At 32.4% G+C, this 19989-nt stretch carries 18 protein-coding genes, 1 riboswitch and 1 other annotated feature; of the genes, 11 read left to right on the top strand and 7 right to left on the bottom strand.

The features are described 5' to 3' along the window. Nucleotides 1-670: 670 nt before the first annotated feature. Nucleotides 671-907, top strand: a binding site (T-box leader). A gap of 60 nt (nt 908-967) precedes the next feature. The 6 genes from ileS to KQH81_RS16310 all read left to right on the top strand — a co-directional run bounded on the left by ileS (nt 968) and on the right by KQH81_RS16310 (nt 9955). Further along, nucleotides 968-4078, top strand: coding sequence for an isoleucine--tRNA ligase (ileS, locus tag KQH81_RS16335; protein WP_230028502.1), 3111 nt, complete (start codon nt 968-970; stop codon nt 4076-4078). 138 nt (nt 4079-4216) lie between these two features. Next, on the top strand, nt 4217-5215 hold the full coding sequence (locus KQH81_RS16330) for a LacI family DNA-binding transcriptional regulator (protein WP_027638464.1): 999 nt from the start codon (nt 4217-4219) through the stop codon (nt 5213-5215). A gap of 189 nt (nt 5216-5404) precedes the next feature. After that, the gene (locus KQH81_RS16325) at nt 5405-6076 is read left to right on the top strand and encodes a response regulator transcription factor (protein WP_027638465.1); all 672 of its coding nucleotides are present in this window, start codon (nt 5405-5407) and stop codon (nt 6074-6076) included. A gap of 1 nt (nt 6077) precedes the next feature. Next, nucleotides 6078-7091: a sensor histidine kinase gene (locus tag KQH81_RS16320; protein ID WP_027638466.1), complete on the top strand. Its 1014-nt coding sequence runs from the start codon at nt 6078-6080 to the stop codon at nt 7089-7091. Nucleotides 7092-7230: 139 nt separating this feature from the next. Further along, nucleotides 7231-7998 carry an ABC transporter ATP-binding protein gene (locus KQH81_RS16315; protein WP_027638467.1) on the top strand — a complete coding sequence of 256 codons (768 nt, stop codon included), beginning with the start codon at nt 7231-7233 and terminating at the stop codon, nt 7996-7998. Next, nucleotides 7991-9955: an ABC transporter permease gene (locus tag KQH81_RS16310; RefSeq protein ID WP_027638468.1), complete on the top strand. Its 1965-nt coding sequence runs from the start codon at nt 7991-7993 to the stop codon at nt 9953-9955. Before KQH81_RS16315 ends, KQH81_RS16310 begins: the two co-directional genes overlap by 8 nt. A gap of 116 nt (nt 9956-10071) precedes the next feature. Here KQH81_RS16310 and KQH81_RS16305 read toward each other — a convergent pair whose 3' ends face one another. Both KQH81_RS16305 and KQH81_RS16300 read right to left on the bottom strand, forming a co-directional pair. After that, nucleotides 10072-10257: a hypothetical protein gene (locus KQH81_RS16305; RefSeq protein ID WP_027638469.1), complete on the bottom strand. Its 186-nt coding sequence runs from the start codon at nt 10255-10257 to the stop codon at nt 10072-10074. Nucleotides 10258-10270: 13 nt separating this feature from the next. Continuing rightward, nucleotides 10271-10522, bottom strand: a complete 252-nt coding sequence (locus KQH81_RS16300; RefSeq protein ID WP_407647310.1) for a metal-binding protein — start codon at nt 10520-10522, stop codon at nt 10271-10273. A 130-nt stretch (nt 10523-10652) separates the two neighbouring features. Between KQH81_RS16300 and KQH81_RS16295 the strand changes: the two genes are divergently transcribed. The 5 genes from KQH81_RS16295 to KQH81_RS16275 all read left to right on the top strand — a co-directional run bounded on the left by KQH81_RS16295 (nt 10653) and on the right by KQH81_RS16275 (nt 14587). Beyond that, the gene (locus KQH81_RS16295; protein WP_027638471.1) at nt 10653-11228 is read left to right on the top strand and encodes a nucleoside recognition domain-containing protein; all 576 of its coding nucleotides are present in this window, start codon (nt 10653-10655) and stop codon (nt 11226-11228) included. 11 nt (nt 11229-11239) lie between these two features. Further along, entirely contained in the window at nt 11240-11764 is a 525-nt protein-coding gene (locus KQH81_RS16290; protein WP_035770599.1) for a spore maturation protein, read from the top strand. 176 nt (nt 11765-11940) lie between these two features. Beyond that, nucleotides 11941-12666: an ABC transporter ATP-binding protein gene (locus KQH81_RS16285; RefSeq protein ID WP_074845403.1), complete on the top strand. Its 726-nt coding sequence runs from the start codon at nt 11941-11943 to the stop codon at nt 12664-12666. After that, entirely contained in the window at nt 12659-14320 is a 1662-nt protein-coding gene (locus KQH81_RS16280) for a putative ABC transporter permease subunit (RefSeq protein ID WP_099335912.1), read from the top strand. The genes KQH81_RS16285 and KQH81_RS16280 overlap by 8 nt, the downstream gene beginning before the upstream one ends. A gap of 87 nt (nt 14321-14407) precedes the next feature. Further along, a complete protein-coding gene (locus tag KQH81_RS16275; RefSeq protein ID WP_027638475.1) occupies nt 14408-14587 on the top strand; it encodes a hypothetical protein in 180 nt (59 codons plus the stop codon). A gap of 75 nt (nt 14588-14662) precedes the next feature. Here KQH81_RS16275 and ribH read toward each other — a convergent pair whose 3' ends face one another. The 5 genes from ribH to KQH81_RS16250 form a co-directional block, all read right to left on the bottom strand. Further along, nucleotides 14663-15130 (bottom strand): 6,7-dimethyl-8-ribityllumazine synthase, encoded by a 468-nt coding sequence (gene ribH, locus KQH81_RS16270; protein WP_230028501.1) that lies wholly within the window; start codon nt 15128-15130, stop codon nt 14663-14665. 20 nt (nt 15131-15150) lie between these two features. Further along, complete coding sequence (locus tag KQH81_RS16265; protein ID WP_027638477.1) at nt 15151-16350, bottom strand: bifunctional 3,4-dihydroxy-2-butanone-4-phosphate synthase/GTP cyclohydrolase II; 1200 nt, start codon at nt 16348-16350, stop codon at nt 15151-15153. Nucleotides 16351-16361: 11 nt separating this feature from the next. Continuing rightward, the gene (locus tag KQH81_RS16260) at nt 16362-16994 is read right to left on the bottom strand and encodes a riboflavin synthase (RefSeq protein ID WP_027638478.1); all 633 of its coding nucleotides are present in this window, start codon (nt 16992-16994) and stop codon (nt 16362-16364) included. Beyond that, on the bottom strand, nt 16979-18082 hold the full coding sequence (gene ribD, locus KQH81_RS16255) for a bifunctional diaminohydroxyphosphoribosylaminopyrimidine deaminase/5-amino-6-(5-phosphoribosylamino)uracil reductase RibD (RefSeq protein WP_027638479.1): 1104 nt from the start codon (nt 18080-18082) through the stop codon (nt 16979-16981). Before ribD ends, KQH81_RS16260 begins: the two co-directional genes overlap by 16 nt. A 155-nt stretch (nt 18083-18237) precedes the next feature. After that, nucleotides 18238-18353, bottom strand: a riboswitch (FMN riboswitch). Between the two features lie 44 nt (nt 18354-18397). Continuing rightward, nucleotides 18398-19750, bottom strand: a complete 1353-nt coding sequence (locus KQH81_RS16250) for an MATE family efflux transporter (protein ID WP_027638480.1) — start codon at nt 19748-19750, stop codon at nt 18398-18400. Nucleotides 19751-19989 lie beyond the last annotated feature (239 nt).

Raw genomic sequence — 19989 nt, 5'->3', positions numbered from 1 at the left:
ATTTAGTACATTTGCAGCACCTTATTTTTATTGAATGATTAGTTTTTCTGGTACATATCTCATCATTAGGATTCTAAATATATCAAACTCATCTTTATGTAGAGTAAAAGTTATAAGCTTTTTTTCACTTAAGACATTAGTGATTATTATATACACTTTTAAGGGTTTGTTTTTGTCAAAATACCATTGATAAATAGAGGACCAAGAAAAATAAGAATTCACTTCATTGAAACTATTTAATATGGCTAATCCTTTTTTGTATATACAAAAATAAGGAGAAAGTAACTTTACATGTATAGATACATTAAGTATTGTTAAACATGATATAAAGAGAATGCCTAAGCTATAGTTGGTAACTATTGAAAATACCATACATATAAATAGAATTATATAAATGAAGGAAAATAATACTGAAGTACCTAGTGATTTTTTAAAAAGAATTTCATTTTTCCGTAGCTTGAAATTTTTGCTTCTATAAGAATTTAATGACATTACTAATATAAAAACAATAGCAAGTATATTTATAAATGTTGCAAGTATTTCCATGAGTCTCCTGACATTATATTATTTCACTATTACATTATATTCAGGCCATGAAATTAATATCATGATTTTAAAAAAACTTAATGGAATTGACAATATTCACTATATATAATATAATACAACTTAATGAAAAACTGTGATTAGGAAAAGTACTTAAGTCTTGACCTCTCAGAGAGTGGCGATTGGTGGAAAGTCATAGGAATATAGATTAGGGAATATCACCTAGGAGTTGAAAGCTGAACTTATAGTAAGCTGTTCCGTAGTTCTGCGTTAAAGAATAGAGCATGATGGTGCTTGAAATTAGACTTTAGTATACTTAAAGTCAGCCAATGGTGGTATAGCGAGTTTTAACTTCGTCCTTTGGGATGGAGTTTTTTTATTTATCTAAATATAGAATTTACTAAACAGAAAGGAGAATTAAGTTATGTACAAAAAAATAGATTCTTCCAAATCATTCGTAGATATAGAAAAAGATATATTGAACCTTTGGAAGGAAGAAGACGTAATTCAAAAGAATTTTGATTTAAATGAAGGCGGAGAATATTTCACATTTTATGATGGACCTCCAACTGCAAATGGAAAGCCTCACATAGGACACGTACTTACTAGAGTTATGAAGGACCTTATACCAAGATACAAGGTAATGAAAGGTTTCAAAGTTTTAAGAAAAGCTGGGTGGGATACTCACGGATTACCAGTTGAGCTTGAAATAGAAAAGAAACTTGGAATATCAGGTAAAGACCAGATAGAGGGATATGGAGTTGAGAAGTTCATAGGAGAATGTAAGGACAGTGTATTTACATATTCTTCTATGTGGAAGAATATGTCTGAGCAGATAGGATACTGGATAGACATGGATAATCCATATGTTACTTACCATAATGAGTATATAGAGTCAGTATGGTGGGCTTTAAAACAGATGTGGGATAAGGGTCTTTTATATGAAGGACACAAAGTAATGCCATACTGTCCAAGATGTGGAACAGCTTTATCTTCTCACGAAGTTGCACAAGGATACAAGGACGTTAAAGATATTACTTGCATTGCAAAGTTTAAGGTTGTTGGAGAGGAAAACAAGTATATACTAGCTTGGACAACAACTCCTTGGACATTACCATCAAACTTAGCTCTTTGTATAAACAAAGCATACACTTATATAGAAGCTAAGGTCGGAGAAGAAGTTTATGTTATAGCTAAAGATCTTGCTACTAAGGTTCTTGGAGAAGACTATGAGATAGTTAAGGAATTTAAAGGTTCTGAATTACTTGGAACAAAGTATGAGCAGTTAATGCCATTTGGAAAAGTTGAAGGAAAAGCATTTGAAGTAATACATGGTGACTATGTAACTTTATCAGATGGTACTGGTATCGTTCATATAGCTCCAGCTTATGGTGAAGATGACAGTCTTGTAGCTAAGGCTAATGGAATAGCTTTCATTAACTTAGTTGACAGAGAAGGTAAATTCGTAGAAGAAGTTACTCCATGGGCAGGAAAATTCGTTAAGAAGTGTGACGAAAGTATCTGTAAATGGCTTGAAGAAAACAACAAATTATTCAAGACAGAAAAGCACCTTCACTCATATCCTCATTGTTGGAGATGTGACACACCACTTCTTTACTATCCAAAGGAGAGCTGGTTTGTAAGAATGACTCAGCTTAGAGATAAACTTTTGGGAAATAATAACAAGATAAATTGGTTGCCAGACAACGTTAAGACTGGTAGATTTGGAAAGTTCCTTGAAAATGTTATAGACTGGGGAATCTCAAGAGATAGATACTGGGGAACTCCACTTCCAATATGGGAATGTGAATGTGGACATAAAGAATGTATAGGAAGCATAGAAGAGCTTAAGAAGAAAGGTATAAATGTACCTAACGATATAGAACTTCATAAACCATATATAGACAATGTTCATTTACATTGTGAAAAGTGCGGAAAGGAAATGAAGAGAACTGGAGAAGTTATAGACTGCTGGTTTGACTCAGGATCAATGCCTTTTGCTCAATATCACTATCCATTTGAAAATAAAGAAGTCTTTGAAGCTAACTTCCCAGCACAATTTATATCAGAAGCTGTTGACCAGACAAGAGGATGGTTCTATACTCTTCTAGCTATATCTACAGCTATATTTGATACAAATCCATTTGAGAACTGTGTAGTTCTAGGACACGTATTAGATAAGCACGGAATAAAGATGTCAAAGCATAAAGGAAATGTTGTTGATCCTATAGAAGTAATAGAAAGTCAAGGAGCAGATGCTACAAGATGGCATTTCTACACTGCTAGTGCACCATGGCTTCCAACAAGATTCTCTAAAGACGATGTTGCAGAAGCACAAAGAAGCTTCCTAAGCACATTATGGAATGTTTATTCATTTTATATTTTATATGCAGACCTTGACAAATTTGATCCAACAAAATACGAGGATTTTGTATCTGATAATGTAATGGATAAATGGGAAATGTCAAGATTAAACACTTTAGTTAAGACTGTAGATGAAGATTTATCAAACTACAGAATAACTCAAGCTGCTTTAAGCATCCAAGACTTTGTAGATGAATTATCTAACTGGTATGTAAGAAGAAACAGATCTAGATATTGGAGTGAAACTCTAACAGATGATAAGATAGGAGCATACGTTACTCTATACAGAGTTCTTGTGACTTTAACTAAAGTAGCTGCACCATTCATACCATTTGTAACAGAGGAAATATATCAAAATCTAGTTGTTTCATTAGATAAGAAGGCTCCTGAAAGCGTACACCTTTGCAGCTGGCCAGAATATAAGGCTGAAGAAGTTGACAGTGCATTAGAAGCTGATATGGATATGGCATACAAGATAGTTAAGCTTGGAAGAAGTGCTAGAAATAGTGCTAATATCAAGAATAGACAGCCGTTATCAGAAATGCTTGTAAGTATAAGTTCACTTCCAGAGTATTATGGAGCTATAATAAAAGATGAACTTAATATAAAATCAGTACAGTTTGGAGCAGATCTTTCTAAGTATGTTAACTTTGAAATAAAACCAAACCTTCCTGTATTAGGAAAGGCCTATGGTAAGATGATACCTAAGATAAGACAAGAAATAGGAAAGAGAAACCAGATGGAATTAGCTCAAACTGTTCAAAATGGTAGAACTGTTACTATAGATGTTGACGGAACTGAAATAGAATTAAATTCTGAAAATCTTCTTGTAACAATGCAGGGGCTAGAAGGCTATGCATTTGCTGGAGCTGGAGAAGTAGGAGTAGTTTTAGATACTACAATTACTGAAGAGCTTAGAGAAGAAGGGCATGTAAGAGAAATGGTAAGCAAAATCCAAAACATGAGAAAAGAAAGCGGATTTGAAGTTGCAGATAAGATAAACTTATATATAGCAAATAATGATAAGCTTATAGAAGTAGTTAAGAAGTATGCTGATGTAATAAAGAAAGAAACTCTAACTGTAGAAATTGTATACAATGGAGAGGTAGAGTACACTAACTTTAATATCAATGGAGAAAGCCTAGACATGGCTGTTGAAGTAGTAAAATAGCACACATTTAATTTTATGACTTGTGGGATGAAGCGGAATTTTATAGCTTCATCCCTTGTCTATTGTGAATAATAAGGTTTTATGATAAAATATTTAGCTAATGAGAATAATAATAATTAAGAAATAGAGGTGAGGATTATGGCAGCTTCAATAAAGGACGTAGCTAAGGAAGCAGGAGTTTCAATAGCAACAGTATCTAGAGTTTTAAATGACGTTGACGTAGTAAATGAAGACACCAAGAAAAAAGTAAAAGAGGCTATAAAAAAATTAGGATACAGACCTAATATAGTAGCTAGAAGTTTAAAGACTCAAAGAACAAGAACTATAGGAATACTAGTACCAGATATATCAAGCCAATTTTATCCAGAAGTAGTTAGAGGAGCAGAAGACGTTGCAAACATATATGGATACAATATTATGCTATGTAACTCAGATTTGGATATCGAAAAGGAAAAAGAATATCTTAGAGTTATGAAAGAAAAAATGGTTGATGGAGTTATATATATGAGTAGTTCTCTTCAAGAAGAGATACTTGAACTTATAAATGAACTTCAAGTTACAACTGTGCTTGTTGAGTCTAAGGATGAAAAGGGTATAATCCCTAGTGTAACCATAGACAATGAGCTTGCTACTTATGAAAGTACAAAATACTTAATAGGAAAGCAAAATAAAGATATAGCATTTATAGGCGTTCATAAGGACGGAGCAAATGCTTGGTCGGACAGATTTACTGGTTATGAAAAGGCTATTAAAGAAAGCGGACTAAAATTAAACGAAGACATAATTTATTTTGATGACTTAAGACCAAGATCAGGATATGAAGGCATTAAAGCTATGTTAGAAAATGGATCAAAATTTGATTCACTTGTATGTGCTTCAGATGAAGTAGCGATGGGTGCTATTAATGCATTAAGAGATAGTGGAATAAATGTTCCTGGAGATGTAGATGTAGTTGGATTCAATGATATATACGCAGCTTCACTATTCTATCCAAGACTTACGACAATATCTCAACCTATGTATGACATGGGATCAGTAGCTATGAGAATGCTTATAAAGCTTGTCAACCATCAAGAGTTAGAACAAACTCAATTTGTACTTCCTCATGATTTAGTTGAAAGAGATTCTTGTAAATAATAATTTAAAAAGAGTGGATTGTAGAATGTTTTATACATTTTGCAATCCTTTTTTGTTTAAAAAAGTTTAAATCCATAGTAACTTTCTTCTTCATTATAAGAGAAATGAAGATTTTAAATGTAAAGAAAGAGGAAATAAAAGTATAAAAGAGTATATAATTAAAGAGACGATAGTAAGGAGATGATTAAAGTGCATAAAATCCTTGTGGTAGAAGATGACAATATTATAGCAAGTGCTATAAAAAATCATCTGGAGATATGGGGGTACAATGTGGAGTGCATAACAGATTTTAAGGATATCATACCCACGTTTGTAACCTATGATCCTCAGCTTGTGCTCATGGACATATCTCTGCCTTTTTATAATGGATATCATTGGTGCTCTGAAATACGTAAACTTTCAAAAGTACCCATAATATTTATATCTTCAGCAAATGACAGTATGAATATAGTTATGGCGGTAAATATGGGCGGAGATGATTTTATAGCTAAACCTTTTGATTTCAATGTTCTTGTAGCGAAGGTGCAGGCTATTCTTAGAAGAACTTATGATTTTGCTGGTAAAACTAATATTATGGAACATGATGGTGTGATTCTGAATATAAGTGATGCTACACTTCACTATAATGGTGAAAAGATTGATCTTACTAAAAATGACAACAAGATAATGCAGATTTTAATGAATAATGCTGGGAGGGCAGTTTCTCGTGATACAATAATGACAAAATTATGGGAAACAGACAGCTATATAGATGATAATACTCTTACGGTGAATATGACACGTTTACGTAAGAAATTAGAGCAGATAGAAATTACTGATTTTATAATCACTAAAAAGGGAGTAGGATATATGGTGAAGTAAGATGGGTGAGATAAATGGATTTAAACTTATAATTTTTTATATAAAGAGCAGAGTGAAAATTATAATAGCTTTTACACTAATTTCATTGATATTTGCATCAGTTTTTTATCTCTATAGAATTCCGGTGGAAATTGTAGGATATGCTTCGTTGCTCAGTATTTTTGTATGTGCTATTTTTGTTGTTTTAGACTATATTAATTTTTATAAGAAACATAGAAAATTAACTTGGTTTTTTAAAACTATAGTACATGATGCAGAAAATATGCCATATGCAAAGGATATAATCGAGGAGGATTATCAGAGGCTTGTAGAGCTTCTCTATAATGAAAAGATGAGAATTATTTCAGAAGAAAATATAAAGAGAAGTGAACTTGTAGATTATTATACTATGTGGGCTCATCAAATAAAAACACCTATATCTGCCATGAGACTTCTTCTTCAATCGGAAGATAGTAGCCAAAGTTCTACTCTATCTATAGAATTATTTAAGATTGAACAGTACGTTGAAATGGTACTTCAGTACCTTAGAATAGATAGTATGTCTCAGGATTTATTATTAAAATATTATAGTCTTGATGAAATAGTAAGAAAGGCTATTAGGAAATACGCAAAGATTTTTGTAATGAAAAAGATAGCTCTTGATTTTTCAGAATTAGATTGTGATGTACTTACTGATGAAAAGTGGCTGATTTTTGTAGTAGAGCAGGTGCTATCAAATGCTCTTAAGTATACAAAAAAAGGAAATATAAAAATCTATATGGATAAAACTGCTGAAAAGACCCTGGTTATTGAAGACACTGGCATAGGTATTAAGGAAGAAGATATAAATAGAGTTTTTGAAAAAGGATTTACTGGATATAATGGAAGACTTTATATAAAATCAACAGGTATAGGATTATATCTATGCAAACAAATAATGAATAAGTTATCTCACGGAATATCCATTGAATCAGAGATAGACAAGGGAACTAAAGTAAAATTAGATCTTGATACAATAGATTTAAAGATAGAATAGAAACGAGTTTAGTAGAAATTAAAAATTGAACATTACATAAGTGTAAGGTAAAGAGGGGAAGTGTAAGGGCTATCTAAGGCAGTACACTTCCCTTTATTGTTATAATGAACATGATGAATGAGAAGGAGGATTATAACACATGTCAATATTAGAAGTTAAAAATTTAAAGAAGATATATACAACACGCTTTGGAGGTAATCATGTTCAGGCACTATCAAACGTATCATTCTCAGTTGAAGAAGGAGAATACGTAGCAATAATGGGAGAGTCAGGATCAGGAAAAACCACACTCCTTAATATACTTGCATCTTTGGATAAACCAACTAGCGGAGAGGTGTGCTTAGAAGGTAAAAACATAGTTTCCATAAAGGAAAAGGAGATTTCTGCATTTAGAAGAGATAATCTAGGATTTGTATTTCAAGATTTTAATTTGTTAGATACATTTTCAATTCAGGATAATATATTTTTGCCACTTGTACTTTCGGGTAAATCTTTCAAAGATATGGAGCAAAAACTACAACCTATAGCAAAGAAATTAAAGATAGATAAGATATTAAAAAAATATCCATATGAAGTATCAGGAGGACAAAAGCAGAGGGCAGCTGTGGCTAGAGCTTTAATAACAAATCCTAAACTTATTCTTGCTGATGAACCAACAGGAGCTTTAGATTCTCGCACTACAGATGAGCTTCTTAAGCTATTTGCTGAAATAAATGAAGAAGGTCAGACTATACTTATGGTAACTCATAGTACAAAAGCAGCAAGTCATGCAAAGAGAGTTTTATTTATAAAAGATGGAGAGGTGTTTCATCAGATATACAGAGCCTCAAATACATATGAGGAGATGTACCAAAAAATATCAGACACTCTAACTAGTTTAGCAACAGGTGGTGTCAGAAATGAATAAATTTTTCTATCCCAAGCTTGCTGCAACAACTATAAAGAAGAACGGTAAAGTCTATATTCCATATATATTAACATGTATTGGATCTATAGCAATGTTTTATATAATACATTCTATCAGTATCAACACAGGCCTCGATATTATGAATGGAGGAAAGCAGCTGAAGATGCTTCTAAACCTAGGGAAATGGGTCATAGGCATATTTTCTGTAATCTTTCTTTTATATACAAATAGCTTTTTAATAAAAAGAAGAAAAAAGGAGCTTGGGCTTTATAATATCCTTGGAATGGAAAAAAAGCATATATCAAAGCTTATGCTTTATGAAACTTTAATAATAGCAGTACTCACATTAGTAAGTGGTATTGCTATAGGAGCATTATTAAGCAAGTTTATGTTTTTACTGCTTTTGAAGATATTGAATTTTGATGTGACTTTAAAATTTTATATATCAAAAGAGTCAATTTTAAGTACAATGCTTCTATTTATAAGTATTTATGCGGTAATGCTTTTAAATAATTTGAGGCAGATACATCTTTCTAATCCAGTAGAACTTTTAAAAGGAGGGAACGCAGGAGAAAGAGAACCTAAAACAAAATGGATTTTGACATTAATAGGAGTTGTAAGCCTTGGAGCTGGATATTATATAGCTGTAACTACTGAAAATCCATTAAGTGCATTAAATTTATTTTTTATAGCAGTTTTACTTGTTATTGTGGGAACCTATGCTTTATTTACAGCAGGAAGTATCGCTATTCTAAAAGCTCTAAAAAAGAACAAGAACTTCTATTATAAATCAAGGAATTTTATAAATGTTTCAAACATGATATACAGAATGAAGCAAAATGCAGTTGGGCTTGCTAATATATGCATCTTGTCTACAGCAATATTGGTGGTTTTATCTACTACAGTATCATTATATATAGGAATGGATGATATACTTAAAACTAGATATCCAGATGATATTATGATTAGTATTAGCGAAGTTCAGCCAGAAAATATAGAAAAAGTAAATAGCATAATAGAAACTGAAATGCAAAAAAGCGGATTAACTAAAACAGGTGCGTTAAAACATGGATATATAAGTGAAATAGCAATGCAGGAAGATAATAAATTTATTGTAGCAAATAGAGAAGAATCATCTATCACTAATATGAACATATTGCTCTTTATCACAGCAGATGATTATAATCAGCTAGAAGGTAAATCTGTTCAGCTGGAACAAGGTGAAGTCTTAATATGTGCAGATAATAATACGCTTCAAGGAAATAGTGTGGAAATTTTTAATAAGCAGTTCAATATTAAAGGATATATAGAAGACTTAAAAATAAAAAGGGAAATGGAAAATATTGTTAATGGATATTACATTATAGTTTCAGATATAGATTCGATAAATGAAATTAAAGTGGCAGCAGGAGATGAAGAGAAAGGGATAAATTATTATTATGGTTTGGATGTTGAAGGAAGTATGGAAGAGCAATTAGAGCTTACAAATGCTATACAAAGTTCTTTAAACAATAATTCAATAAAGTCAAGTGTGGAAGGAATAGCTACTGCTAGAGAATCATTTTTCTCAATTTATGGAGGATTATTTTTCATAGGGCTTTTCTTAGGATTATTATTTATAATGGCTACAGTTTTGATTATATATTACAAACAGATTTCAGAAGGATATGATGACAAAGAACGTTTTGAGATAATGCAGAAGGTAGGAATGGACAAGAGAGAAGTTAAAAAGTCTATAAATAGCCAAATATTAATGGTGTTTTTCTTGCCTCTTGTTATGGCAGTAATTCATCTAGCATTTGCTTTTAAGATAATTACTAGCCTTTTAAAGATATTTAATTTAACTAATATAAATTTATTTGTGATATGCACAACTAGTACTATATTAGTATTTGCGATATTTTATATAGTAGTTTACTATGCTACGTCAAAGGTGTATTATAGAATAGTTCAGTAAAAAACAAGTCACTACAAAGAAATACTTTGTGGTGACTTGTTTTTTTAATTCATCTAACATTATAGTTTAGAATATATTTGAAAATATAAACTGATTTCTAACCTTAAGATAGAAATCTATAGAATACCTTCTTGTTTTAATAATTCCTCTAGATGCTCAACTTTTGAAGAAAGAAGCATGAAGTTCTTTTTTACTGTGTCTTTGCATAGAGATTCATTATCTAAACCATCCTCCATAGCTTTGATAGCTTCTAAAGCTTCGTCTACTTCCCTTTGAGCGAGTTTTAAAGAGTTTTCATTCATATGTATTTCTCCTTTAATTTAATCTGTTTTTTAGTTCTTCATTATCTAAAGATGGTATAAAAGGTGCTGTAAATGAAAAACTCCTCTTATGACCACAATATTCACATGTACAGTTACAAACATCAAATGGCACATCATCTATAAGTGCTAACAGTTTCTTTTCAGCTATAAAGCTTCCACTGCAAATCTCACAGGGAGTGCTATTTATTATATTATACTCACTTTCGATAAATTCCATTATATCGTTTATTGTCATTAGTGCCATATAAACCTCCAAAATTATGGGATAAAACCATATTTAATATGGTAGCACTGTATTAATTTAAATGCAACCTTAATAAGTTTAAAACCTTCATCATATTATTTAAAGAATAAATGATTTAGGAGGATGTAATATGATAAATTACATATGGTTTTTTATGATTCTTATCGGAGTAATATTCGGCATTTTCACAGGACAAGGACAAGCGCTTTCGGAAGGAATAGTAGGGGCTGCTACTTCTACGGTGGAATTGATTTTTGGGATGATAGGACTTATGTGTATGTGGTGCGGGGTTATGAAGATTGCAGAGAAAAGCGGTCTTATGGACAAACTAGCAAATGTACTTAAGCCTTTTTTAAAACTCATATTTAAAGATGCAGCAAAAGATTCTAAAGCTTTAGGAGCTATTGTTATGAATCTAACTGCAAATATGATGGGGCTTTCAAATGCGGCTACCCCCTTTGGAATAAAAGCTATGGAAGAGATGGATAGGATAAATCCTAAAAAGGGAGAAGCAAGTGATGATATGATTTTGTTCCTTGTGCTTAATGCTGCATGTATACAACTTGTGCCATCAACAGTTATATCTCTTAGAGCAGCTCAAGGGTCTAATGCTCCAGGCATAATAATAATACCTGCAATGATTGCTACGGGGACAGCTGCTTTAGTGGGGATTGTGGCTTGTAAAGTAATGGAAAGGCACTTTTAGGAGGGAAGAATATGAAAGATATATTTCAATATTTATTGTCATCCATAATACCACTAATAATAGTTTTCATAGTAGTTTATGGAATCATAAAAAAGGTTAAGGTATATGAAGTTTTTGTAGAAGGAGCAAAGGATGGGATAAAGATATGCGTGAAAATATTTCCATCACTTCTTGCAATCCTTATAGGAATAAGAATTTTTAGAGACTCTAAAATGCTTGAATATCTCATAAATTTTTTGAATCCTTTAGTTTATAGAATGGGAATTCCTCCAGAAGTTATGCCACTTATTTTGATAAAGCCACTATCAGGAAGCGGAGCTCTTGGGATTTTTACAGATATAATAAAGCAGTATGGTCCTGATACTGTTATAGGACTTATAGCATCAATAATAATGGGTTCTACAGAAACAATATTCTATACACTTACAGTTTATTATGGCTCAGTAAAGGTGAAAAAGATAAGACATACTCTTTTGGCGGCAATAACTGCAGATATTGTTGCTATATTAATGGCTGTAACTTTAGTTAATTTATGATTTAGATAAACAGTATAAAATAACTCTTTTTATGATAAAATATACTTGATTATGAAGAGGATTTATATTATAATAAGTTCAATATAAATTAACAATTAAGAAATATTTAATTTATATTTTTAATAATAAGTTGTAAAATTATACTATAATTAACTAAAATGAGGGGGCTAGTAGCAATGATAGAATTAAATAATGTTACTAAAAGCTATAATGGAACTTACAAGGCAGTAGACGATTTAAGTTTAGAAATAAGAGACGGAGAAATTTTTGGTTTCTTAGGGCCCAATGGTGCAGGAAAGACTACAACTATAAAAATGATTACTGGCATAGCATCCCAAGACAGTGGTGTTATAAAAATAAATGGAATTGATACAAAGGAGAACCCTTTAGAAACTAAGAAGGAGTTTGGATATGTGCCAGATAGTCCTGATATGTTTTTGAGATTAAAAGGAATAGAATATTTAAACTTTATGGCTGATATATATGAAGTAAACTCTAAAACAAGAAAAGAGAGAATTAGGGATTTAGCAAAGAGATTTGATATGGATAATGCACTTAAGGATAAAATTCAAAGCTATTCTCATGGTATGAGGCAGAAAATAGTTCTTATTGGAGCACTTCTTCATAATCCTAATGTATGGATATTGGATGAGCCTATGACAGGACTAGATCCTAAATCATCTTTCTTATTGAAAGAAATGATGAGGGAGCATGCTGATAATGGAAATACTGTGTTTTTCTCTACACATGTTCTCGAAGTTGCAGAAAAGGTGTGTGATAGGGTAGCTATAATAAATAAAGGTAAAATCTTATTCTGTGGAACTTTAGAGGAGATGAAGAATCATTTCAAAGAGAATCAATCTCTAGAAAATATGTTCTTGGAGATGACAAGCAATGAGTAAGATGATATCACTTATAAAAGTATTTTTAAAAACCACAGGAGAAGAAGAAATTTCAATAGGAAAGAAAAAGATACCTCCTATGCTGTTTATGGCACTTATGGTTATAATTATGGTGTTTGCTTTAGGATTCCCGTTTGCTATGATGATTTCTGAGTTATATGATACAGCTTCTCAAATTGGGCAGGAAGGTGTGATTATAGGTCTTTTGGTGTCAATGGCAAGTGTTATGACTTTTATTTTTGGTATAGTCTATGCAATGGCAACATTATACTTTTCAAGGGACATAGAATACCTTTTACCACTTCCATTGAAGCCATTTGAAATTTTAGGAGCAAAATTTAGTACAGTTTTAGTATATGAATATATAACAGAACTAATGATACTTCTTTTGCCATTAGGAGTATATGGTGTAAAATCTAATGCCCCAGTTATGTATTGGATTGTAATGATAGTAGTTTTGCTATTACTTCCTGTACTTCCTTTAGTATTAGCATGCATTATAAATATGATAGTCATGACTTTCACTAATTTAGGAAAGCATAAGGATTTACTTAAAACTATTGGAGCTATAGTTGCAATAGGAATGGGATTAGGCTTCAGCATGTTGATGCAAAAGATGGAAAGCATGATGGTCACGGAAGCTGATGTTATAGAAAAAATTGTTAGTGGAAATAATTCAATGGTTTCAATAGTTACAGCTATATTCCCAACAAGCAAGTTTGCGGCAGAAGCTATGGTGGCAAAGGATCCTTTAAATATACTTGGAAATTTGGCTGTATTTCTAACAATAACAGGAGCAGCTATAGCTATATTCTTTTTTATAGGAAATAAGATTTACTTTAAAGGGGCACTGGGAGCATCAGAAACTTTTTCGAAAAGGGAAAAGCTTAGTGAAGAGCAGCTTTCAAAGTCAACAAATTCAACATCACCTATGAAAGCATATATTTTAAAAGAAATAAGAATGCTTGTAAGAACTCCAATATACTTTTTAAACTGTGTGATTATGAACTTTATATGGCCTCTTTTCTTTATAATACCTTTAATCACTCAGCCTGATATATTCGGCTTAATTGGAGAAAGCACTAATATAATATTTAATAGTGAAATTCAAGGTATTATAATTGGGATGATTGTAAGCGTGATGATTTTCATATGCAATACAAATATGATAGCATGCACCGCAATCTCTAGAGAGGGAAAAAATTTATTTTTTACAAAGTATATTCCAATGTCATACTCTCAGCAGCTTATTGCAAAGGCTTCAGTTGGAATGATATTTGATTTAATCAATATAGTATTTTTGATAGTTTTAGGAATAGTTATGAAAGCGCCTATAAGTTTTGTGATTTTAGCTGTGATATTAAGTTTAATGGTTATAATTGCATCAAATCTTTTAGGAATAATGCTGGATTTAAAGAAGCCTAAGCTAAATTGGGATAATGAGGCTGCTGCAGTTAAGCAGAACTTTACTTCCATGATAGCCATGTTTGGGGCAATGATAATAGCAGTATTGAATGGCATTTTAGTATTTAATTTGTCATGGTCGTTTATGCAAATGTTTATACTTGAGTTTGTAATATTAGCTTTGCTTATCATATTCTCCTTGAAATACATAATGACAAAAGGAGAGATAGTTTATCAGAATCTTTCTTAAGAAATTCTTAAATAAAGAAAATTACGATGTATTTTTAGTGTTTCAAACGTCTAATATATAAAGAAGTAATTTTAAGAGGGAGATTGTATGAAGAAACACAGTGATGTAAGAGTAAAAAAAGATAATACAAAAGAAGTTGCCATGGGAATTGCTTTTGGATCAGGAGTAGGAATTGTTTTGGGTGCTTTGATGAATAATGTTATGTTGGGAATGACAATAGGGGGGACACTTGGCATAATAATTGGAGGAATAATAGGCCTCAGATAGAACGGAATATATATAAAGGATAGAAATGAGTTTTCATATCTATCCTTTTTTATTAATGTAGTATAAAAAGAGATTCTATTCTTCTATTTTATGTATGAGATTTACCATTTCTATTGCTGAAACAGCACAATCAAAACCCTTATTTCCTGCTTTGGTACCAGCGCGTTCAATAGCTTGTTCTATGTTTTCGGTAGTAAGTACACCAAACATAACAGGTATGTCACTTTTTAGGGCAACAGTGGCGATACCCTTAGATACCTCGCTACACGCATAATCATAATGAGTTGTATTGCCACGAATGACAGCACCTAAACATATTACAGCGTCGTACTTTTTACTTTTGGCCATTTTTGAAGCTATAAGTGGAATTTCAAAGGCACCAGGAACCCAGGCTATATCTATGTTTTCTTCGTCTAAATCATGACGTTTTAAGGCATCTAGTGCTCCACCTACAAGCTTAGAAACTATAAATTCATTAAACCTTGCAGCAACTATACCAATCTTTAAATCTTTTGCTATTAAATTTCCTTCAAAAATCTTCATAATAATACTCTCCTTTATAATTAATAATTTAAAATATGACCCATTTTTTCTTGTTTTGTTTTTAAGTAGAACAAATCTTGAGAAGTAGCATTCATCTGAATAGGTACACGGCTTATAATCTCTATACCAAAATCGTTAAGCTCATAAACTTTTTGGGGATTGTTGGTGAGTAAACGCAAGGTTTTAACGCCTAAATCTTTTAAAATTTGAGCTCCTATATAATATTCGCGAAGATCACCATCAAAGCCAAGGGCAATATTTGCTTCTAAAGTATCCATACCATTATCTTGAAGCTCATAAGCTTTTAGCTTGTTTATTAGTCCTATGCCTCTGCCTTCTTGACGCATATATAGAAGAACTCCACGTCCTTCTTTTTCTATCTGCTTCATAGCATAAGCAAACTGTTGTCCACAATCACAGCGCATAGAGCCAAAAGCATCTCCTGTTAAGCATTCGGAGTGTACTCTACACAGTATGTCCTTGCCATCCCCGATATCACCTTTAACTAATGCTACGTGGTGCTCACCATTTAGCTTATTTATATAACCATAGGCTGTAAAATCACCATATTTTGTAGGCATTTTAGTTTTAGCAACTCTTTGAACTAATACATCATGTGTCTTTCTATAGTTTTGAAGATCTTTTATGGTGATGAACTTCAAATTATGCTTTTTAGCTATTTTTATGAGCTCGGGGGTTCGCATCATAGTGCCATCTTGAGCCATGATCTCACAACATAAACCACATTCCTTTAAACCAGCCAATCTCATAAGGTCAACAGTAGCTTCAGTGTGTCCGTTACGCTCTAGAACACCATTGTTTTTCGCAACTAAAGGAAACATGTGGCCAGGTCTTCTGAAGTCCTCGGCCTTTGCATCTTGACTGACACATTTCATTGCAGTTATGGAACGCTCCATTGCAGAGATTCCTGTGGTGGTATCAATGTGATCAATTGATACGGTGAAGGCTGTACAGTGGTTATCTGTGTTATTAGTTACCATTTGTGGAAATTGAAGTTTTGCTGCAATGGTTTGGCTCATAGGCATGCATATAAGACCCTTACCATGAACTGCCATGAAATTTATATTTTCAGTGGTTGCAAATTCAGCGGCACAGATAAAGTCTCCTTCGTTTTCTCTATTCTCATCATCTGTAACAAGAATAATTTCACCTTTATTAAGAGCTTTTAGAGCATCTTCAATAGAATCGTATTTAAACATATTTATCCTCCTTAATATCCAAATTTAATTAAAAAATCTTTTGTTATATTACTTTTATCAATAGTTATAAGCTTTTCTATATATTTTCCTATGATGTCATTTTCTAAGTTGACTGTGTCTCCAACGGACTTTTGAGAGAGTATAGTTTCTTTTGATGTATGTGGTATTACCCCCACTGTAAAATCATTAAGACTAAGTTTTGATACTGTGAGACTGATACCATCTATAGCTATAGAACCTTTTTCTATTATGTAGTTCATAAGCTTAGGAGAGGTTTTTATTGTATACAAAGTTGAATTATCATCTTTCTGTATTCTTGAAATAACACCTGTGCCATCTATATGCCCAGATACAATATGACCACCTAAGCGAGAGTTTACCTTAAGAGCTCTCTCTAAATTCACACAGGAGCCTGACTTTAGATTACCAAGAGATGAACGGAAAAGTGTTTCATTCATAACATCTGCTGTGAAGGTATTAGATGAGAAACCAGTAACAGTCAGACATACACCGTTTACTGATACACTGTCACCTATGTGCAAATCGTTAAAAATTATCTTACCTTCTATGGTAAGAATAGAAGAATGCAAACTTTTCACAACAGATTTTACTGTGCCAATTTCTTCAATTATTCCTGTGAACATCTATTACAAACCTCGCATTCTATAAGAATATCATCACCTAGAATAGTAATATTACTATCTTTAAGGGTGAAAGCCTCCTGAGTAGTTTTAACTCCAGAGCCGCTTAATGGAGTAGCAGCAGTAGAGCCACCAAAAATCTTTGGAGCAATATAGGCTTGGATCTTATTTACTATTCCACATTCAATGGCAGAATAATTTAAAGTACTACCGCCTTCTAGAAAAACGCTATCTACCCCCATAGAGCCAAGTTTAATCATGAGTTCATTTAGATCAACATGATTATGTTTTTTATTAATGTGAATTAGGTTACAACCCATATCAATAAAAGGTTTTTGCTTTTCTTCGTCATAGCAACAGGTAGCTATATATGTTGGAGTATCTTTTGCTGTAGATACTACTTTCGATTCTAAGGGAGTCCTAAGATTTGTGTCACAAATAATTCTTATAGGATTTATACCACTACTTATTCTGCAAGTAAGCAGTGGATCATCATTAATGATTGTATTTACTCCAACCATAATTGAGGAGTATTTACTACGGTCTTTATGGACATTAAGTCTCGCTAAATCACTTGTAATCCATTTAGACTTACCTGTTACGGTGGCAATTTTACCATCCATAGTCATGGCGTATTTCATCACCACAAATGGTTTCTTTGTTGAAATATAATGAAAAAATATTTGATTAAGTTTGTTGCATTGGGGTTCTAAAATATTTTCTTTTACCTCTATGTTGTTTTCCTGGAGAATTTGAATGCCTTTACCTGATACTAGAGGGTTAGGATCTTTAGAACCTATTACAACCTTCTTTATACCACTTTTTATAATGGCTTCAGTACAAGGTGACGTTTTTCCCCAGTGACAGCAAGGTTCTAATGTTACATAGAGGGTAGAATCAATGGGAGAAGTTGTGCAACTGTTGATAGCGTTACGCTCAGCATGGAGTCCGCCAAATTTTTCGTGATAGCCTTGACCTATAATTTGGTCATCCTTTACTATAACAGCTCCTACCATAGGGTTAGGGTTCACTAAGCCACAGCCCTTTTCTGCAAGAGCTAGTGCTATAGACATGTAATATTCATCATTCATATTAAACCTCCTAAAACAAAAATGCCTTGAACAAAAAAAGTTCAAGGCATTCTATAAGCTTATAGATTTCTGTTAAAATAAAAAACCCTGAAATGTAAAACATTTCAGAGCAAATAAAACAAAAGAAATCACACTAATTAAGTGCTTTAGCAATACTGTATCTTCTTTCATCCAGACTTTACTGTCGGCTTCGGAATCTCACCGAATCATGCCATAAAGGCTCGTGGGCTATACCACCGGTAGGGAATTTCACCCTGCCCTGAAGATTATTATTTAATTGATACATATAATATACCAAATTTTTGGTTTTGTCAATTATTTGGCTTTAAATTTCTTATGAAGTGTCTTATTAAATAAATAGCATATAACGATACCGTCAAAGGCCCATTGAATAGCTGTGATAACCCATACAAGGACAACTGAGTATTTTTTAATATATATGAAATAGAACATAAGAGGAAATCTTATAAACCAACTGGATATGAAGGAAACCATAAATGGAGTTTTAGTATCTCCTACACCTTTAAGTGCTCCACCAACTACCATAGATAATCCCATAACTGGCTGTTCTATGGCAGCTACCATAAGACATTGAGTTCCCAATTTTATAACTTCTACTTCCGAACTGGTGATAAACAGTTTAATTAGTACATTAGGTATAAAAAGGAACAGGAAGGAACATACGAACATGAGAGCTGTACCTAAGAATATGGAGGCTTTAGCGTACTCCTTTGCCTTGTCAAAATTCTTTTCACCTATTTTATGACCGACCAAAGTAGTAGCCGCTACAGAGAATCCCCATCCAGGCATGAAAGATATAGATTCTATTGTAGTTGCTATCTGGTTTGAAGCAAATGATATAGTTCCCAAAGAGATTATCATAAAATTACAAAGTAGTCTGCTTATATTAAGAGAAGCTTCTTGTAATGATGATGGACCACTTAGCTTGAATAAATGTCTTAAAGCATCCCTGTTAACATTCTTCAAATAAGAAAAATTAAGTTTTATATCTGATTTATAGTACATATAAAGAGATATAAATACAAAACCTAAAAATTGTGCTATAGCTGTAGCTAAAGCAGCACCTATAACTCCAAGCTCAGGAAGACCAAAACGACCAAATATAAGGGACCAGTCTAAAAATATATTTGTCACATTAACTAAAGCTGATGCTATAAGAGGGGTTCTAGTATTTCCGAATGCCCTTAGTGTTGCATTTAAGGCATTCATAAGCATATTGAAAAAGATTCCTATTCCTGCAATACTCATGTAAGGGGAACCTAATGATACTACATTTTCATCAGCTCCAGCAAAAGTAAGTATATTCTTACTGAAGAATATAAGGCTTGTACTTAAAAGAAGAGCTAATATTCCAGCTACAACAAAACCAAGAGTTGCATATTCCTCTGCTTTTTTTAAGTCCTTTGCTCCAACACGTCGTGCAACAAGTGAAGTTATACCAACTGAAACGCCGACGCCTACAAAAATATTTGAAAATGTATAAATAATTTCGGAACTTAAACCAACACTGCTGACGGCTATATTTCCGCCATATTTTCCCACCATCATGGTATCGAATACACCTATCATCATATAGAGAATGTTTTCACCTACAGCGGGTAAGGCAAGATTCAATACATCCAATATAGTTTGTTTGTGAAGTTTCATTATAAATTCTCCTTTTATCAATAAAAATGTTCCTACAATAATAATATCATTAATTTACAATAATAATCCATAGCAAACAGTATAGATTATTCGTTTATATAAGACAGATTATTGTAAAAATTTAAGGAAAAAAATCTTATTAAATAGGTGGAATATAACATTAACATTTGCTATAATAAAAACATAAGTTAAAAAATGTTTATGATAGACATACATATCTTAATAAAGGGGGATTTTCA

Origin of the sequence: Clostridium cadaveris (genome assembly GCF_020911725.1) — a bacterium.
GTDB classification, from domain to species: Bacteria; Bacillota; Clostridia; order Clostridiales; family Clostridiaceae; genus Clostridium_X; species Clostridium_X cadaveris.
The sequence above is the reverse complement of the archived record's forward strand: the minus strand, read 5'-3'. Positions and strand labels throughout refer to the sequence as shown.

Bases quoted from the DNA above. Each gene is read 5' to 3' on its own strand.
- KQH81_RS16265 (WP_027638477.1), bottom strand. From the start codon at position 16,350: ATGTTTAAATACGATTCTATTGAAGATGCTCTAAAAGCTCTTAATAAA.
- KQH81_RS16275 (WP_027638475.1), top strand. From the start codon at position 14,408: ATGAAGAAACACAGTGATGTAAGAGTAAAAAAAGATAATACAAAAGAA.
- KQH81_RS16310 (WP_027638468.1), top strand. From the start codon at position 7,991: ATGAATAAATTTTTCTATCCCAAGCTTGCTGCAACAACTATAAAGAAG.
- ribD (WP_027638479.1), bottom strand. From the start codon at position 18,082: ATGAATGATGAATATTACATGTCTATAGCACTAGCTCTTGCAGAAAAG.
- KQH81_RS16285 (WP_074845403.1), top strand. From the start codon at position 11,941: ATGATAGAATTAAATAATGTTACTAAAAGCTATAATGGAACTTACAAG.
- KQH81_RS16320 (WP_027638466.1), top strand. From the start codon at position 6,078: ATGGGTGAGATAAATGGATTTAAACTTATAATTTTTTATATAAAGAGC.
- KQH81_RS16315 (WP_027638467.1), top strand. From the start codon at position 7,231: ATGTCAATATTAGAAGTTAAAAATTTAAAGAAGATATATACAACACGC.
- KQH81_RS16305 (WP_027638469.1), bottom strand. From the start codon at position 10,257: ATGAATGAAAACTCTTTAAAACTCGCTCAAAGGGAAGTAGACGAAGCT.
- KQH81_RS16300 (WP_407647310.1), bottom strand. From the start codon at position 10,522: ATGGCACTAATGACAATAAACGATATAATGGAATTTATCGAAAGTGAG.
- KQH81_RS16280 (WP_099335912.1), top strand. From the start codon at position 12,659: ATGAGTAAGATGATATCACTTATAAAAGTATTTTTAAAAACCACAGGA.
- KQH81_RS16295 (WP_027638471.1), top strand. From the start codon at position 10,653: ATGATAAATTACATATGGTTTTTTATGATTCTTATCGGAGTAATATTC.
- KQH81_RS16260 (WP_027638478.1), bottom strand. From the start codon at position 16,994: ATGTTCACAGGAATAATTGAAGAAATTGGCACAGTAAAATCTGTTGTG.
- KQH81_RS16250 (WP_027638480.1), bottom strand. From the start codon at position 19,750: ATGAAACTTCACAAACAAACTATATTGGATGTATTGAATCTTGCCTTA.
- KQH81_RS16290 (WP_035770599.1), top strand. From the start codon at position 11,240: ATGAAAGATATATTTCAATATTTATTGTCATCCATAATACCACTAATA.
- ribH (WP_230028501.1), bottom strand. From the start codon at position 15,130: ATGAAGATTTTTGAAGGAAATTTAATAGCAAAAGATTTAAAGATTGGT.
- ileS (WP_230028502.1), top strand. From the start codon at position 968: ATGTACAAAAAAATAGATTCTTCCAAATCATTCGTAGATATAGAAAAA.
- KQH81_RS16330 (WP_027638464.1), top strand. From the start codon at position 4,217: ATGGCAGCTTCAATAAAGGACGTAGCTAAGGAAGCAGGAGTTTCAATA.